The 16,210-nt window shown below is 46.3% G+C and carries 19 protein-coding genes; 16 read left to right on the forward strand and 3 right to left on the reverse strand.

Annotated elements, in window-relative coordinates:
• Positions 1-4 precede the first annotated feature (4 nt).
• The 6 genes from FG11_RS03590 (at position 5) to FG11_RS03615 (ending at position 4,801) form a co-directional block, all read left to right on the forward strand.
• A complete protein-coding gene (locus FG11_RS03590; RefSeq protein WP_020181703.1) occupies positions 5-343 on the forward strand; it encodes a flagellar protein FliT in 339 nt (112 codons plus the stop codon).
• Positions 344-351: 8 nt separating this feature from the next.
• Positions 352-1,392: a flagellar hook-length control protein FliK gene (gene fliK / locus FG11_RS13205; protein ID WP_052184919.1), complete on the forward strand. Its 1,041-nt coding sequence runs from the start codon at positions 352-354 to the stop codon at positions 1,390-1,392.
• A 4-nt stretch (positions 1,393-1,396) separates the two neighbouring features.
• Positions 1,397-1,702 carry an EscU/YscU/HrcU family type III secretion system export apparatus switch protein gene (locus tag FG11_RS03600; RefSeq protein WP_020181705.1) on the forward strand — a complete coding sequence of 102 codons (306 nt, stop codon included), beginning with the start codon at positions 1,397-1,399 and terminating at the stop codon, positions 1,700-1,702.
• Between the two features lie 111 nt (positions 1,703-1,813).
• A complete protein-coding gene (locus FG11_RS03605) occupies positions 1,814-2,653 on the forward strand; it encodes a polyphosphate kinase 2 family protein (protein WP_047533183.1) in 840 nt (279 codons plus the stop codon).
• 129 nt (positions 2,654-2,782) lie between these two features.
• Entirely contained in the window at positions 2,783-4,129 is a 1,347-nt protein-coding gene (locus FG11_RS03610) for a histidine kinase (RefSeq protein ID WP_025224069.1), read from the forward strand.
• A 33-nt stretch (positions 4,130-4,162) separates the two neighbouring features.
• Complete coding sequence (locus tag FG11_RS03615) at positions 4,163-4,801, forward strand: response regulator (protein ID WP_025224070.1); 639 nt, start codon at positions 4,163-4,165, stop codon at positions 4,799-4,801.
• Between the two features lie 13 nt (positions 4,802-4,814).
• Here the strand turns inward: FG11_RS03615 and FG11_RS03620 are convergent, their stop codons facing one another.
• From FG11_RS03620 to FG11_RS03630, 3 genes are all read right to left on the reverse strand, one after another.
• Positions 4,815-5,420, reverse strand: a complete 606-nt coding sequence (locus FG11_RS03620; RefSeq protein ID WP_235276331.1) for a hypothetical protein — start codon at positions 5,418-5,420, stop codon at positions 4,815-4,817.
• 102 nt (positions 5,421-5,522) lie between these two features.
• Positions 5,523-6,416, reverse strand: coding sequence for a DMT family transporter (locus FG11_RS03625; RefSeq protein ID WP_051436890.1), 894 nt, complete (start codon positions 6,414-6,416; stop codon positions 5,523-5,525).
• Between the two features lie 5 nt (positions 6,417-6,421).
• Positions 6,422-7,558, reverse strand: coding sequence for an aromatic ring-hydroxylating oxygenase subunit alpha (locus FG11_RS03630; protein ID WP_047533188.1), 1,137 nt, complete (start codon positions 7,556-7,558; stop codon positions 6,422-6,424).
• Between the two features lie 387 nt (positions 7,559-7,945).
• Between FG11_RS03630 and FG11_RS03635 the strand changes: the two genes are divergently transcribed.
• The 10 genes from FG11_RS03635 (at position 7,946) to leuB (ending at position 16,177) form a co-directional block, all read left to right on the forward strand.
• The gene (locus FG11_RS03635; RefSeq protein WP_025224074.1) at positions 7,946-8,437 is read left to right on the forward strand and encodes a urate hydroxylase PuuD; all 492 of its coding nucleotides are present in this window, start codon (positions 7,946-7,948) and stop codon (positions 8,435-8,437) included.
• Between the two features lie 74 nt (positions 8,438-8,511).
• Positions 8,512-9,714, forward strand: a complete 1,203-nt coding sequence (locus tag FG11_RS03640) for an aspartate aminotransferase family protein (protein WP_020181714.1) — start codon at positions 8,512-8,514, stop codon at positions 9,712-9,714.
• Between the two features lie 24 nt (positions 9,715-9,738).
• Positions 9,739-10,653, forward strand: coding sequence for an ornithine carbamoyltransferase (gene argF / locus FG11_RS03645; RefSeq protein ID WP_020181715.1), 915 nt, complete (start codon positions 9,739-9,741; stop codon positions 10,651-10,653).
• Positions 10,654-10,683: 30 nt separating this feature from the next.
• A complete protein-coding gene (locus FG11_RS03650; protein ID WP_020181716.1) occupies positions 10,684-11,904 on the forward strand; it encodes an argininosuccinate synthase in 1,221 nt (406 codons plus the stop codon).
• Between the two features lie 28 nt (positions 11,905-11,932).
• On the forward strand, positions 11,933-12,244 hold the full coding sequence (gene ppnP / locus FG11_RS03655; protein ID WP_047533190.1) for a pyrimidine/purine nucleoside phosphorylase: 312 nt from the start codon (positions 11,933-11,935) through the stop codon (positions 12,242-12,244).
• Positions 12,245-12,347: 103 nt separating this feature from the next.
• On the forward strand, positions 12,348-12,842 hold the full coding sequence (locus tag FG11_RS03660) for a YajQ family cyclic di-GMP-binding protein (RefSeq protein ID WP_020181718.1): 495 nt from the start codon (positions 12,348-12,350) through the stop codon (positions 12,840-12,842).
• Positions 12,843-12,857: 15 nt separating this feature from the next.
• Positions 12,858-14,270, forward strand: coding sequence for a 3-isopropylmalate dehydratase large subunit (gene leuC, locus FG11_RS03665; protein ID WP_047533192.1), 1,413 nt, complete (start codon positions 12,858-12,860; stop codon positions 14,268-14,270).
• A gap of 60 nt (positions 14,271-14,330) precedes the next feature.
• Complete coding sequence (locus tag FG11_RS03670; protein WP_047533194.1) at positions 14,331-14,459, forward strand: entericidin A/B family lipoprotein; 129 nt, start codon at positions 14,331-14,333, stop codon at positions 14,457-14,459.
• The gene (gene leuD / locus FG11_RS03675) at positions 14,460-15,098 is read left to right on the forward strand and encodes a 3-isopropylmalate dehydratase small subunit (RefSeq protein WP_047533196.1); all 639 of its coding nucleotides are present in this window, start codon (positions 14,460-14,462) and stop codon (positions 15,096-15,098) included.
• 23 nt (positions 15,099-15,121) lie between these two features.
• Positions 15,122-16,177, forward strand: a complete 1,056-nt coding sequence (leuB, locus tag FG11_RS03680; protein WP_047533198.1) for a 3-isopropylmalate dehydrogenase — start codon at positions 15,122-15,124, stop codon at positions 16,175-16,177.
• The last annotated feature ends 33 nt before the right edge of the window (positions 16,178-16,210 follow it).

Genomic DNA, 16,210 nt, shown 5'->3' on the forward strand with positions numbered 1-16,210 from the left:
ATACATGCAAGCACAAACACTGATACCAGCATACACCGCACTGGCCGACACCATGGCGCAAATGCTGGCTGCGGCCAAGCAGAATAACTGGGATAAAGTATCTGAATTAGAGGCTGGCTACTTAGAAAACGTAGCGCAGATTAAAGTGTTAGAGCGCACAAGTATCCTCACGCAAGAAACCAAATCACAGAAAATAGAGATTATTCAGCGTATTTTGGCGGATGATCATCAGCTTAAATTGCTTATTCATCCATGGATGCAAAAGCTTAGCCAGTGGGTGCAACCCAGCCAGTCACAAGCCGCGCAAATGCAAGCAAAGTTGAATAGCGCTTATCAAATGTAGTCTTTGCCATGTTTATTCATAAACCAGAGCCAAGCAATCCCCAGCAGATTGGGTCGGTTTATCGCGTGGTACCCGTATTGCCGGTGGGCGCAATCAATACGCCTTCGCAAGAGCTGGCGGCGCAAGCAAAGCACTTAACCCCCGGTGAGACCTATGACGCACGCGTGATGCAACGGGTCAGTGATACGACTTTTCTAGTGCAAATTAACTCAAAACAAACACAGGTCAATCCAAATCAAGCGCAAGCAAATCTAACACAGGCACAGCCATTGTTGTTGAAAATGGATATCGGACAGCAGGCCAAACTGGGGCAAACTTTATCATTGCAATATTTGCAGGCGCAACCTGAGCTCACCTTTTTGCTCAAGCAACCCACCACTGTGGGCTACACCGGCACAGCTGTCAATTTAAGCCAAGCCGGTAGCCTGCTTGGACAGTATCTGGGGCAAGCAGAAGCACAGCAACTATCTACACGTTATGAAGCCATCAACGTGATTACCCATTTCCCTAACAAGCCACAGTTGGTGGCGCAAGATTTAAAGCAAGCGCTAAGTCAGACCGGCTTATTTTACGAGTCGCATTTACAGGCGCTTTCACAAGGCCAATATGCGTTGAGCCAATTGAGGCAAGAGCCGCAAAATCAAGCCGGATTTAATCCGGCACACATCACGTTTCAGCAGTTAGCTGTGCTGGAACATCAGCGCTTTTCATGGCATGGCGAAGTATGGCCGGGCCAAACCATGACTTGGGATGTTTATCAGCAGCGTTTACCCTCGGACTCCAATGCGCAAGCCCAGTCGGAATCGCCAGAAGCGACTTGGACCGCGACTGAACTCAAGATTGATTTCCCACATCTGGGTGAAGTAAAGGCCAAGCTAAGTTTGGTCAATGGTCATTTGCGCATTCATTTGGAAAGCGGGCGTACCGACACCTTTGCCTTGTTACAGCAGCAAAAAACCAAGCTGGCGCAAACCATGCAAGAGAATCACCAATCGATAGATGCATTGACCGTGACGCAAACGCCTACTGTGATACAGGAGCGCGAATAAGCCTATGAGCCATCTGCCGACAAAGTATCATCAGCAAGCCATCGCGCTGGCTTACGACACTGGCGATTATGCGCCGCGAGTTGTCGCAAAAGGGCAGGGTTTGGTGGCAGAGCACATTATCGCGCTGGCCAAAGAGCATAATGTGTTCGTGCACGAATCTAAAGAGCTGATGCAAATGCTGATGCAGGTGGATTTGGATCAGCATATTCCACCAGCGCTTTATTTGGCCATTGCGGAAATTTTGGCTTGGCTGTACCGCATTGAAGAAGAAAAAGCACTCGCCAAGCAACCCACAACATTTACCGAGTAAACCATCTACCGTAGAGATAGCCACCTACGGACCAATTTCATACAAGCATTGTGAGTTTGCATCTGCTGCCTGACGTGTTAAATTGATGCTGTTCTGTTAGTGGGGTTCACCATGGCCAATCAAGAAAAATCGCTCGATAAAAATCTAGACCAATACAAAGTCAAACCAAATAGCAAATTCTCTTTAAGTAGTATTCAACCTAACGATAAATCTGAACGCAGCGATAGCAAAGCCAAAGATGCATTAGCGTTGGAAAAATTGGCGGTAGAGATTAATGCATTGCAGGATATCTTGCATGCGCAAGCCAAGCATAAAGTATTGCTGATTTTGCAAGGCATGGATGCCAGCGGAAAAGATGGCACGGTCAAACATGTGTTCAGTGAGTGTGATCCATTAGGCATTCGTTTAGCCAGCTTTAAAGCCCCCAGTGCAGATGAGTTAGCGCATGATTATTTGTGGCGTGTACACAGCCAAGTGCCCAAAAAAGGCGAGATTGTGATTTTTAATCGTAGCCACTATGAGGATGTGCTAATTGTAAAAGTGCACGACTGGATAGATGAAGCTGAGTGTAAACGCCGCTTTACACAAATCAATGACTTTGAACGCATGTTGACCGAAACCGGCACGCTCGTCATCAAATGTTTTCTGCATATTTCTAAAGAAGAACAGAAAGTGCGCATGGAAGAGCGTTTAGATGACCCTACCAAAACGTGGAAATTCAATCCCGGTGATTTAAATGAGCGTGCTGTGTGGTCAAAATACATGGTGGCTTATGAGAATGCATTGCAAGCCACCTCTACAAGCTATGCACCGTGGTATGTAGTGCCCGCTGACTCCAAAACCAATCGCAACTTGCTGATATCCCGGTTATTGCTGAATGCGCTTAAATCGCTCAAGCTTGCATATCCACCTGTGCCGGCCGAATATAAGAAAATAAGCATAGAAGATTAGCTTGATTGGTTTTAGGTTTTTTAATAGTTTTTACGCCTTTTGAATGGTTTTTACACTTTTAATGGTTTTTACACTAGGGGTGCGAGAGCAATTGCGCAGATACTACGGCTTTTGTTGCACATGGATGGTATGAGTTTACGCTTTAGATTAAATCTGCTGGTGACGATGCTTTCTCTCGCGTTTATGCTCGCCGTGGGTTGGGTACTGGTGATTGACACACGTATTTCTATCCGTGAACGGGTGGAAGCCGCTACCCGTGTGACGGTGCAACTGTTAGATACGGTCATTGTGAGTTCTGCCATGAACCCGAGTTTTGGTCCAACGCATTTGGTAATGCAAGAGTTTTTGCGCTCTTTAGGCTATGTACGTAGCAGCCATATCGAGTTATATGATCACGCGGGAAATCCGCTTTATATCTCGCCCGAATCGACCTTTAAAAGCGATGTGGTACCGCCACAATGGTTTGTTAAATTAGTAGAGCCGCAAAAAGAATCGGTACAGCGCCGTATTCATTATGGCACCTTAATTGTGACTTCTAGCCCTGGTGGATCAGTGCGAGAGGCATGGTCCGGGTTTCAGCAATTAATTCTGATAGGTGTAGGGTTTTTTGTGACCCTTAACTTAATGGTATATGCCTTATTAAGCCATGCTTTGCGTCCGGTACGTCATATTCTTAATGCCATCAATAGTGTAGAGCAGGGCGACCTGACTGTGAAGTTGCCAGACTTTAAGCTGCCAGAGTTTGATAAGATCGGACATAGTTTAAACCGCATGGTGGTCTCGTTAGATGCTGAACGTCAGTTGGAAGAAAACCGTCAGCTTACGCACTTAATACAAAAGCATATTGAGGATGAACGCAGAAGTTTGGCGCGCGAGTTGCATGATGAACTAGGTCAATATGTCACAGCTATCAAAACATTTGCGGTGGCCATTGCCAACAAAACCAAAGAAAAAGCACCCGATGTTGAGGCAAGTGCGCAGACCATTGTTGCCGCAGCCAATCATATTTACGATGGCATGCACAATATTATTCGCCAATTGCGCCCGGGCTCGCTAGATAACTTAGGCTTGAGCGAAACGCTGCGAGATTTAGTCAACACCTGTCAAAGCCAGCACCCTAATCTGGCCATCGATCTAGATTTATCTGGCAACCTCAATCAATTAGGTGAAAACATTAATATCAATGTGTTTCGTATCGTGCAAGAATCTATCAATAATGTAGTAAAACATGCAGATGCCAAACGTGTACACATTCAACTACACGCAAATCAGCAGGGCGATTTAGCGTTGACGATTCAAGATGATGGCAAGGGTATGGAAGTTTCACAGGTAGATCAAAGCAATCACTTTGGCTTACTGGGTATGCGCGAACGAGTGCAGGCATTACACGGGCAGTTTAATATTGTGTCTAGCCTGCAAAAAAAATCGCGTGGAACTACAATCTCGATTGTGATTCCAAAAGCATTGAATACCTGAAATAGCGAGCGAATGTAATGAAAAAGGAGTGGTATGGGTCAGATTAACGTGATGCTGGTGGATGATCATGCGGTAGTGCGCATGGGATTTAAAATGCTGCTGGAATCCGCAAATGATATTAAAGTGATCGCGGAGGCTGAGAACGGTGAGGCCGGTATTAAAGGCTATGTAGAACATAAGCCGGATGTGGTGGTGATGGATATTACCATGCCTGGTATTGGCGGCATGGAAGCGATAGAGCGGATTTTAGCTAAAGACAGCCATGCAAGAATCTTGGTGTTATCTGCGCATGAGGACTCGGTGCACCCTAAGCGAGTGCTGAATGCTGGCGCTATGGGCTATCTGACGAAGCGCAGTGCGGCAGAAGAGTTGATTAAGGCGATTCGTAGCGTAGCCAGTGGTAAGAAATACATAGAAGCCAGTGTGGCGCAACAAATGGCCATTCAGCAATTGTCCGGAGAGCAAAACCCTGTGGATGTGTTGAGTGAGCGCGAATTTGAAGTGTTTATGTCTTTGGCCAAAGGCAAAACCACCAACGAAATTGCAGAAACGCTATTTTTAAGCCCAAGAACCGTGGGCACCCATCTCTACAACATTAAACAAAAATTAAATGCCAACAACTCTGCTGAGATTGCGTTAATCGCCATGCGCAGTGGGTTGATTGATCCTTAAGTAGCTTACTTAATTAGTTAGATTTATAGCGTGCGATATTGAGGTCGCCGGATTGAGACAACTCCACGGTGGTCATGCTGCCACTAGGGGGCTTGCCGAATGAAGGTGGAAGTAGAAAGGTAATCAGTGTCTGCGTGCTTTGTGGAGGCGATTGGATTTTACCTGTTGCCACCTGCCACTCTTGCCACTCCGCAGCATCTGGTAAGTTAAGTGCGCCCTGCATGCGCGCTTTTTCAAACACCGCCAACTTTTCTTCACCAATCAACAAATTAAATAACTCCACCTGTACTAGCGGGTTGGTTTTAAGAATCACGATTGGAATTTCTTGTGCTTCTGTCGGGTATTCAGGTAAGGGTTCTTGGATTGCTTTCAGCGGTGCAAAGTCCATATTCAGCATGGCATTGCGGTAGGGGTCGGGTGTTGGGTTGTACAACATGCTGTTGAGTGTTGGCTGCTTAGCGGCTGCCTTTTTATCTTCAGCTTCTACCGCACTTCCTATTGCGTTATCCGCTACGCTGGTTGCAATAGAGCGTGCGATTTGTTGCGCGATGGTGCCACCTAAACAGCCGGAAAGCACAAGAGATGCGCTTACAAAGCATACCAATCGAAATGAATGCATAAGTTTATACATCAAGTCATTAGCGCAATAAAGTTAAAGTAGGATATTAAGATTAATCCTAAGTGAATTAAATGTCTATAGCTTAAATACTCTGTGTGTGATTTACGCGGTTGATTTTTTCTGAGTCGTGGTATTGACGCTAATCATCCCACTCAAAATAATCATGCCGATAGCGATATATTCGCTGGCACTTAATGTCTCTTGCCAAAAAATCACGCCTAACAAGGTAGCAAAAATGACGGTGGTATAGGCTAAGCTGGCCACAATCAGTGTATTGCCTGTTCTGTAAGCACGCGTCATGGCCAGTTGCCCAATGGTGGCAGATACGCCCAAGCCTAATAGCAATGGTAAGTCTTGCCATGCCAGTGCAGAAAAGTGGTCGAATAACATCCACAGTCCGCTGATGACTGTCGAGATACAGGTAAAGTAGAACACGGTGCGCCAATCGGGCTCTTGTAGTGCCCCTAACTGTTTTACGTGTACATAAGCCATTGATGCGCCAAATCCTGATAGTAAACCAAGCGCACCAGCTAGCATGTTTTGGCTAGAAAAACTGGGTTTAAGCAGTAGCGCGATGCCAAGAAAGCCAAGCAGGATGGTGCCTAATAAAATGGGTTTTGGCTTCTCGTGCAGTAAAAAAGGCGTGAGCGCTGCCAAAAATAATGCAGAGGTGTAATTGAGTGTGATGGCGGTAGCCAGTGGTAGGTGTGCAATGGCGTAAAAGAACAGTGCCAATGAGATCAGCCCGACCACGGCACGGCTCACTTGCTTGCCTAATACCGGCGTACGCAGTGGGAGCTTGTGATAAGCAATGTACCCATAAATGCTGATTAAACCGAAGATAGAGCGATAAAACACTAACTCTGCGTTGGAAAATTTTGGTGAGCCAAGCTTAACCAGTGCACCCATCACCCCAAACCCAATGGCAGCCACCAGCATCCATAGGCTACCAAGGTGCGGTAGCCGGCCTGATAATTGTAGTTTGCCAGCGCGCATGACGCTTATCTGGCGCTATCTGTGGGTAGAAATGGAGTGAGTTGTTCACGGTACCAGCGATGGAAATGCTCCAAGCCGGCTTCTAGTGGTTGTTGATAGGGGCCACGCTCGTCTATACCTTGCAGATAAAGTGCTTTGCGGCCATCGTGCATACGTTGGCAAATTTCTTTGTCTTCAACAGCCGTTTCCTCGTAAGCGGCTTGCTGTGCTTGCACAAATTCGCGCTCAAACAAAGCAATGTCTTCTGGGTAATAAAACTCAACTACATTGGTGCAGCTCTCAACGCCGGTAGGAATTAAATGTGAAACCACCAGCACATTGGGATACCACTCAATCATCAGGTAAGGGTAGTACACAAACCAGATAGCGCCAAATGATGGACGTTGCTGACCATGGTACTGCTCAACCGATTGTTGCCATTGGCGGTAAACAGGTGAGGCATGTACATCCGGACTTGACTTGTAACCTACTGTTTGCACGCTATAGTGCTGGCCAAATTCCCAAGTTAAATCGTTGCAGTTCACAAACTGATTCAAGCCTGGATGGAATGGGCCAACGTGATAGTCTTCTAGATACGTTTCAATGAATGTTTTCCAGTTGAACTGGTAATGCTCAATGCTGACTTTGTCAAAATGGTAGTTGGTAAAATCAAATGCCTGCTTACAACCAAGTGCGGCAAGCTCCTCAGCAATATTGTGCGGCTTTTGCGTGATGTCAAATAGCAGACCTTGCCATTCCTGCAAGCGTGATTGCGCTAGATGCAGGCATGGGTCTTCTTTGAATAGGGGCGCGCCCATGAGTTTGCCTGATAAATCATAGGTCCAGCGGTGCAATAGGCAGACAATATTTGGCGTGTTGCCACGGCCATTCAGCATGATGGCTTGGCGGTGACGGCATACATTGCTCAGCAGTTGAATGCGATTTTCCTGATTAACCAACGCCTTCGCTTCGCCCATCCAGTCTAGCGCGTAGTAATCACCTGGATTGGGAATCATGCGTGCATGGCCAATATATTTGGGCGCTTGCGCAAATAGATGGTTGACCTCTAATTGATAAATATCCGGACTCAAATACCAATGAATTGGTAGCTGGCTAAACTTTTCCTGATGAGATGCTTTAGGGAGAGAAGTGACCGAAACCATAAACCTTAAATGTGTGCTGATGCGACAAAAGAGTGCAATTTTGCCTGAATCTCATTGAATTGAAAAGGTTTTTTATCGAATTGCCGGCATGTAATGTCCAAACGTGTGCAAGCCATAGCATCGGTTTTTTGGTGGTGACTTACGTGCGGGTAAAAGGTAAAAACCCTTTTTAATTCTTACTGTTAACAGGGTATTCCATGTCAATTTTCTTGCTAAAAATTGAGATTTGCGCTAATCTCAAGGCTGATAAAAATAACTAATTTCACAAGAGGGAGCATGCCATGAAAAATCCGTTGGAATCTGTTGCAGGTACCATTATCTCAGGTGTGGTGTTAACTGTTGTATTGGTGTTTTTTCTTAAAAACTTTTTAGTTGCGGGGGTGTAACATGGATTGGATGCCCGCAATTGCAAGATGGATTCACTTTTTAGCCGGTATTACTTGGATTGGCTTATTGTATTACTTTAATTTTGTACAAATGGCAGCGTTAAAAGATGCTGCTGCAGATGGTACGGCGGCGGGGATTAGCAAGCATGTGGCCCCTAGAGCGTTGTTGTGGTTTAGATGGGCTGCCGTAGTGACTTGGCTGGCTGGCGCTGCCTTATTGGGTGCTAATTTCACAGATGCATTCTTATTACGCAATGGCTTCGAGGCGATTGGCTTGGGCGCTTGGTTAGGGACAATTATGTTATTTAATGTTTGGGTATTGATATGGCCCAATCAGCAAAAGATTCTTGGTATGGTGCCAGCCGACGATGCGGCCAAGGCCAAGGCGCGACGTGTTGCCATGCTGGCGTCACGAACTAATGTCATGCTGTCCATTCCTATGCTGTTTTTTATGGCAAATGGATTGAGTCACCGCGCCGTGTTAGGGTTTTAAATATAGTTAAGGCAATAACGGCGGCCTTAGCCGCCGTTTTGCTTTTTTAGTATTCACTTTTTTAGGTTTGAGTTATGTCTGAACATTTGATGAACACTTACGGTAGACAGCCAGTCTCCTTTGATAAAGGCGTGGGTGTTTGGTTGTACGATCAACAAGGTAATGCCTATTTAGATGGGTTGTCTGGCGTCGCTGTGAATGGGTTGGGGCACGCACATCCCAAGTTTGTCGCCGCGATTCAAGCACAAGTTGCACGCTTGGTGCATGTGTCTAATATTTATCAAATTGCAGAACAAGCACGCTTGGCCGATAAGTTGGCTGAAATCTCCGGTATGGATAAAGTGTTTTTCTGTAACTCAGGCTGTGAGGCGAACGAGGCTGCCATTAAGTTGGCGCGTTTGTACGGTCACAACAAAGGCATTGAAAATCCGGAAATTATTGTGATGGAACGCGCTTTCCATGGTCGAACCATGGCAACGTTATCAGCCACTGGTAATCGTAAAACACAAGCTGGTTTTGAGCCCTTGGTCAGTGGTTTTGTGCGTGTGCCATTTGATGACTTGGAAGCCGTGAAGCAAGTGGCAAAACGCAAAAACAACGTGGTGGCCATTTTGGTCGAGCCGGTGCAAGGTGAGGGTGGTGTGCATATCCCAGCTGACCTTAAAGCCTATTTTCAAGGCTTACGTCAGGTATGTGATGAAAATGGTTGGTTGTTGATGCTAGATGAAGTGCAAAGCGGTGTCGGTCGTACCGGTACATGGTTTGCATTTCAGCACACAGGCATCATGCCGGATGTGATGACGTTAGCCAAAGGTCTAGGCTCTGGCGTACCAATTGGTGCATGTCTGGCTAAAGGTGCAGCTGCGGATACGTTTACACCTGGTAAGCATGGCTCTACATTTGGCGGTAACCCATTGGCAACTGCCGCTGGGATTGCCACGCTCGATATCATTGCGGAAGAAAAGCTGCGTGAAAATGCCGAAGTAATTGGTGCGTTTTTAAATACACAAATTGCAGAAGCATTTGCAGGCAATAAGCACGTGGTCAATGTTCGCAACGCAGGCCTGATGGTGGGTATTGAGTTGGATGTGCCCTGTGGTGAGCTGGTTAAGCTGGCGCTGGAGCAGAAGCTATTGATTAACGTGACGGCAGAAAAAGTGATCCGCTTATTGCCATCGTTAATTATGAGCAAGCAAGAGGCGCAAGAGTTGGTGAATCGTCTGGTTCCCATCGTAAAGACATTTCTACTTTCGGCTGAAAAGCCTGAGATAAAGTAAGTGCTGAAGTAAGAGAGATGGGTTATGGCGATTAAACATTTTCTACAATTTAATGATTTGGCGCGGGATGAGATTGAATATATCTTTCAGCGCGCGGCTTGGATTAAAAAGCAGTTCAAGTCTTATCAGCAGTATTGGCCGTTATCAGACCGTACGCTGGTCATGATTTTTGAAAAAGCCAGCACGCGCACACGCTTGTCGTTTGAGGCGGGAATGCAGCAGTTGGGCGGTAGTGCGATTTATCTTAATACGCGCGACTCACAGTTGGGGCGTGGCGAGCCAGTAGAAGATGCAGCACAAGTGATATCACGCATGAGTGATATTGTGATGATTCGTACTTTTGAGCAAAGCATCATTGAACGCTTTGCGGCCAACTCACGTGTACCGGTGATTAATGGATTAACCAATGAGTATCACCCATGTCAGATTTTGGCCGATATTTTTACCTTTATCGAGCATCGCGGCTCTATACAAGGGAAAACAGTGGCGTGGATAGGGGATTCTAATAATGTCTGCAATACTTGGTTGCAAGCGGCAGAAGTGCTCGATTTTAATGTGCATGTATCTACGCCGCCAGAATACGAGGTAGAGCCGGAGCGCGCTAACCTCTACGGCACTGATCACTTTGAGGAGTTTGCGGACCCTATGCAGGCTGCGAAGGGTGCGGATTTAGTCACAACCGATGTGTGGACAAGCATGGGTTTTGAGGCGGAAAATGAAGAGCGTCGCAAAGACTTTGCGGATTGGCAGGTGGATGCGGACATGATGCGTGTGGCTGGAGAAAATGCGTTATTTATGCATTGTTTGCCTGCGCACCGTGGCGAAGAAGTTGCAGCCGATGTGATTGATGGCAAACACTCCGTGGTGTGGGATGAGGCAGAGAACAGACTGCACGTGCAAAAAGCATTAATGGAATATTTGTTGTTGGGTAAAGTTTAAATTCAATATTGAAGAGTTGGGTAAAGAGAAATGAGCGAAATTAAAAAAGCCGTGTTGGCGTATTCCGGTGGTTTAGATACCTCTGTGATCTTAAAGTGGCTGCAAGATGAGTACCAATGTGAAGTGGTCACATTTACCGCTGACTTGGGCCAAGGCGAAGAGCTTGAGCCTGCGCGCGCCAAAGCCAAAGCGGCTGGCGTCAAAGAGATTTACATTGATGACGTGCGTGAAGAGTTTGTACGTGATTTCGTATTCCCGATGTTCCGTGCCAACACTGTGTATGAAGGCGAGTATTTGCTCGGGACTTCTATTGCCCGCCCATTGATTGCTAAACGATTGATTGAAATTGCCGCTGAAACCAAAGCGGATGCGATTTCTCATGGCGCAACAGGTAAGGGTAATGACCAAGTACGTTTTGAGCTAGGCGCTTATGCGCTTAACCCGAATATCAAAATTATCGCGCCTTGGCGTGAGTGGGATTTACTCAGCCGTGAAAAGTTGATGGCTTATGCTGAAAAGCATGGCATCCCAGTGGATATGAAACATAAGCAAGGTGGAAGCCCATATTCGATGGATGCCAACTTACTGCATATTTCTTACGAAGGGCGCCATTTGGAAGACCCAGCTGCTGAGGCTGAAGAGTCGATGTGGCGTTGGACGGTGTCGCCGGAAAAAGCACCGGATGCAGCAGAGTATCTGGATATTGAATACGTGAATGGTGATCCCGTGTCGCTCAATGGCCAAGCCATGAAAGCCCATGAGCTTTTAGCGAACTTGAATATCTTAGGCGGTAAGCATGGCATTGGTCGTTTGGATTTGGTGGAAAACCGTTATGTGGGCATGAAGTCACGCGGTTGCTACGAAACCCCGGGTGGTACCATTATGCTTAAAGCACATCGTGCCATTGAAAGCATTACACTAGACCGCGAAGTGGCGCATTTAAAAGATGACTTAATGCCACGCTACGCCAGTTTGATTTATAACGGGTATTGGTGGAGCCCGGAGCGTGTTACTTTGCAAACGTTAATTGACCACACGCAACATAGCGTCAATGGCTGGGTAAGACTCAAATTGTATAAAGGCAATGTGATTGTGGTGGGCCGCGACAGTAAAACCAATTCATTATTTGATTCAACCATTGCAACGTTTGAAGATGATAAAGGTGCCTATGATCAAAAAGATGCGGGTGGGTTTATTAAGCTGAATGCGCTCAGAATGCGCATTGCTGCGAATTTAAGAAATAAAAAGTAAATATAAATATAAGTGTTAGGAGATAAGCATGGCTCAGTTTGACAATGTCAGTGTAAAGAAAAAAGCAAACATCTATTTCGATGGTAAGTGTGTCAGCCACACCGTGATGTTCCCTAATGGCACACGTAGTACGATTGGTGTCATATTCCCGAGTGTTCTGACGTTTAATACTGCAACACCAGAATTGATGGAGATCAATAGTGGTGTGTGTAAAGTGCGCCTCAATGGCGAAACAGAATGGAAAACCTATAGTGCTGGTGAGAAATTCACAGTGGCGGGTAATTCTTCGTTCGATATAGAGACAGTAGAAACAGTAGACTACGTTTGCCACTTCGAGTAATGGTGGCTCAGTATTACGTCGCTGCAATCACTTGCCGTACTGTTCGTACTGTCTTCGCGGTTGCGCCTAGTACTACTTTCGCTTGAAAGGTTGAAAAAACAATATGCCTAGTTTTGATATTAGTTCTGAAGTCGATATGGTGGCGTTAAAAAACGCGATTGATACTGCGGGTAAACAAATTACCAATCGTTACGACTTTAAAGGGTCGTCCGCCAAAGTGGAGCTGAATGAAAAAGACAGCATCATTACGATTTTTGGCGACAACGATTTCCAGTTAGATCAGGTCAAAGATATTTTATTGCCGGCGATGGAAAAAAAAGAGCCGGATAGCACCAAGCGCCTTGAGCATAAAGACGTGCAAAAAGTGTCTGGTAATAAAGTAAAGCAAGAGATGAAAATCCGCGCTGGGATTGACAGTGATTTGGCTAAGCGCTTGACTAAATTGATTAAAGATTCAGGCATGAAAGTGCAAGCCAGCATTCAAGGTGATACGGTGCGTGTGAATGGCGCTAAACGTGATGTGCTGCAAGACGCGATTGCCTTTTGTAAAAAGAATGTGACGGATTTTCCGTTGCAGTTTGGTAACTTTAGAGATTAATCATAGGTTAAGAGTATGTCTGTAAAGACTTTGTACGATAAATTATTTGATAGTCATGTGGTGCGAGAAGAAAATGGCACCGCATTGCTCTATATCGACCGCCATTTAGTGCATGAGGTCACCAGCCCACAAGCATTTGAGGGGTTGAAATTGGCTGGCCGTAAGTTGTGGCGGATTAATTCCGTACTAGCCGTGCCTGATCATAACGTGCCAACTACCAATAGAAGTACGGGTGTAGCGGGCATCGCCGACCCTATCTCTCGTTTGCAGGTACAGACCTTGGATGCTAACTGCAGCGAGTTCGGTGTCACCGAATTTAAAATGGACGATGTGCGTCAAGGCATTGTGCATGTCATTGGCCCTGAGCAAGGCGCTACTTTGCCAGGCATGACAGTGGTGTGTGGTGACTCGCATACCAGCACGCATGGTGCATTTGGTGCATTGGCCCATGGTATTGGCACCTCGGAAGTAGAGCACGTGATGGCGACGCAATGCTTGGTGCAAAAGCGCTCCAAATCAATGTTGGTCAAGGTAGACGGTCAGCTAGGCCATGGTGTGACTGCGAAAGATGTAGCGTTAGCTATTATTGGCAAAATTGGTACCGCAGGCGGTACAGGCTATGCGATTGAGTTTGCAGGATCGGCCATCCGTGGTTTAAGCATGGAAGGCCGTATGACCTTATGTAATATGGCGATTGAAGCAGGCGCGCGTGCTGGGATGGTGGCAGTAGACGATACCACCATCAACTACGTGAAAGGCCGCCCATTCTCACCGAAAGCTGAGCAATGGGATGCTGCTGTGGCCTATTGGCGCACTTTACACAGTGATGAAGGCGCGCAATTTGACGCGACAGTGGCGTTGAAGGCAGAAGATATTCAGCCCCAAGTCACGTGGGGCACATCACCAGAGATGGTGGTGGGTGTGGATGGCAAAGTGCCTAGTTTGGATATGGCCAAGAATGATGTACAACGTGCTGATTGGGAGCGTGCTTACGCCTACATGGGATTGAAAGCCAATACGCCGATTGAGCAGATTCAAATAGACAAGGTATTTATTGGCTCCTGCACCAACTCGCGTATTGAGGATCTGCGTGCAGCTGCCAGTGTCGCCAAAGGTAAAAAAGTGGCTGACAATGTCAAGTTGGCACTAGTGGTACCAGGCTCTGGTTTGGTCAAAGCGCAAGCCGAACAAGAGGGCTTGGACAAAATTTTTAAAGAGGCTGGATTTGAATGGCGCGAGCCAGGTTGCTCCATGTGCTTAGCCATGAATGCAGACAGACTAGAGCCGGGTGAACGTTGTGCGTCTACCTCTAACCGCAATTTTGAAGGTCGCCAAGGGCAAGGTGGACGTACGCATTTGGTGAGTCCTGAAATGGCGGCTGCTGCAGCGGTGGCAGGACATTTTGTTGATGTCAGGCAGCTTGTTTGAAAATTAGATTTTTAAAAGTTAATTTGAGTAATGAATCGTCTGAAATGATAGGAACTGGAAATGAGTAAATTATTGGCGTTGATGGTATTGGCTGCAGCATGCGTTTTAACTGGCTGCAATACATGGCATGGTTTAGGTAAAGACGTGGAAAAGGTTGGCGAAAAAATCCAGAAATCGCCTAATAACTAAATGAAGCCTTTTACATTATTAAATGGGTTGGTTGCGCCGTTGGATCGTGCCAATGTGGATACGGACGCGATTATTCCCAAACAATTTTTAAAATCGATCAAGCGCTCAGGTTTTGGCCCGAATGCCTTTGATGAGTGGCGTTATCTTGACCATGGCGAGCCGGGCATGGATAACAGCAAGCGTGCAAAAAATCCTGATTTTGTACTGAATCAAGCACGTTATCAGGGAGCTAGCATCTTGCTAACAAGAGAGAATTTTGGTTGTGGGTCTAGCCGTGAACACGCGCCATGGGCACTAGAAGACTATGGTTTTCGTGCGATTATCGCGCCAAGTTACGCCGATATTTTCTTTAACAACTGCTTTAAAAATGGCTTGTTGCCAATTGTTTTAGCGGATGACATTGTTAATCAGCTGTTTAAATCTGTAGAGGGCAATGTTGGCTATCAGCTCACGGTTGACTTGGAAAAACAGACGGTAAGTACGCCAGATGGTCAATCCTATGGCTTTGAGGTGGATGCGGTGAGAAAGCATAACTTGCTGAATGGTTTAGATGATATCGGGTTGACGCTGCAGCATGTGGAGGCGATTAAAACCTTTGAAGTGAAACACAAATCTACACAACCTTGGCTGTTTAATTAACACATTAGAAATAGGGATTTTGGATGAAAATCGCAGTATTGCCTGGTGATGGTATCGGGCCGGAAATCGTAGCGCAAGCAGTGCAAGTATTAAATGGCCTTAACCTAGGGTTGGAATTGACCGAAGCACCGATAGGTGGCGCAGGGTATGAAGCTGCAGGTGACCCATTGCCTGATGCAACACTAAAACTCGCCAAAGAGGCTGATGCAGTACTGTTGGGTGCGGTGGGTGATTGGAAATACGACAAGCTAGAGCGTCACCTGCGCCCAGAGCGCGGCTTACTGCGTATTCGTAAAGAGTTGAATTTATTTGCAAATTTGCGTCCGGCCTTACTATATCCAGAACTGGCATCGGCTTCTACGCTCAAACCAGAAGTAGTGTCTGGCTTAGATATTATGATTGTGCGTGAATTAACCGGGGATATTTACTTTGGCCAACCACGTGGCATCAGCACGCTAGAAAATGGTGAGCGCGAGGGGATTAATACCATGCGCTACAATGAGTCTGAAATTAAGCGCATTGGCCGTGTGGCATTTGATATTGCGATGAAGCGTAATAAGAAAGTATGTTCCGTAGACAAAGCCAACGTGTTAGAAACCACCGAGCTATGGCGTCAGGTCATGATCGAGTTGTCTGCTGAGTATCCTGAAGTGGAGCTTAGCCATATGTATGTGGATAATGCTGCTATGCAGTTGGTGCGCGCGCCTAAACAATTTGATGTGATGGTGACTGGCAATATCTTTGGTGACATCCTCTCGGATGAAGCCTCCATGTTGACTGGTTCAATCGGTATGCTGCCTTCTGCTTCACTAGATGCGAATAATAAGGGCATGTACGAGCCAAGCCATGGCTCAGCGCCAGATATTGCAGGTAAGAATATTGCGAATCCACTGGCAACAATTTTGTCTACTGCAATGATGTTGCGCTATACCTTTAACGATGAGGCAAATGCGACACGCATTGAAGATGCAGTGAAAAAAGCATTGGCAGATGGTTGTCGAACAGCCGATATTTATACAGAGGGTACGAAAAAAGTATCTTGCAGTGAAATGGGTGCTGCTGTACTAGCTGCGCTGTAACGGGTTGATTGTAAATGATAAAATCACACGGCA

Origin of the sequence: Methylotenera sp. N17 (assembly GCF_000799155.1) — a bacterium.
In the GTDB taxonomy this organism is placed as follows: Bacteria; Pseudomonadota; Gammaproteobacteria; order Burkholderiales; family Methylophilaceae; genus Methylophilus.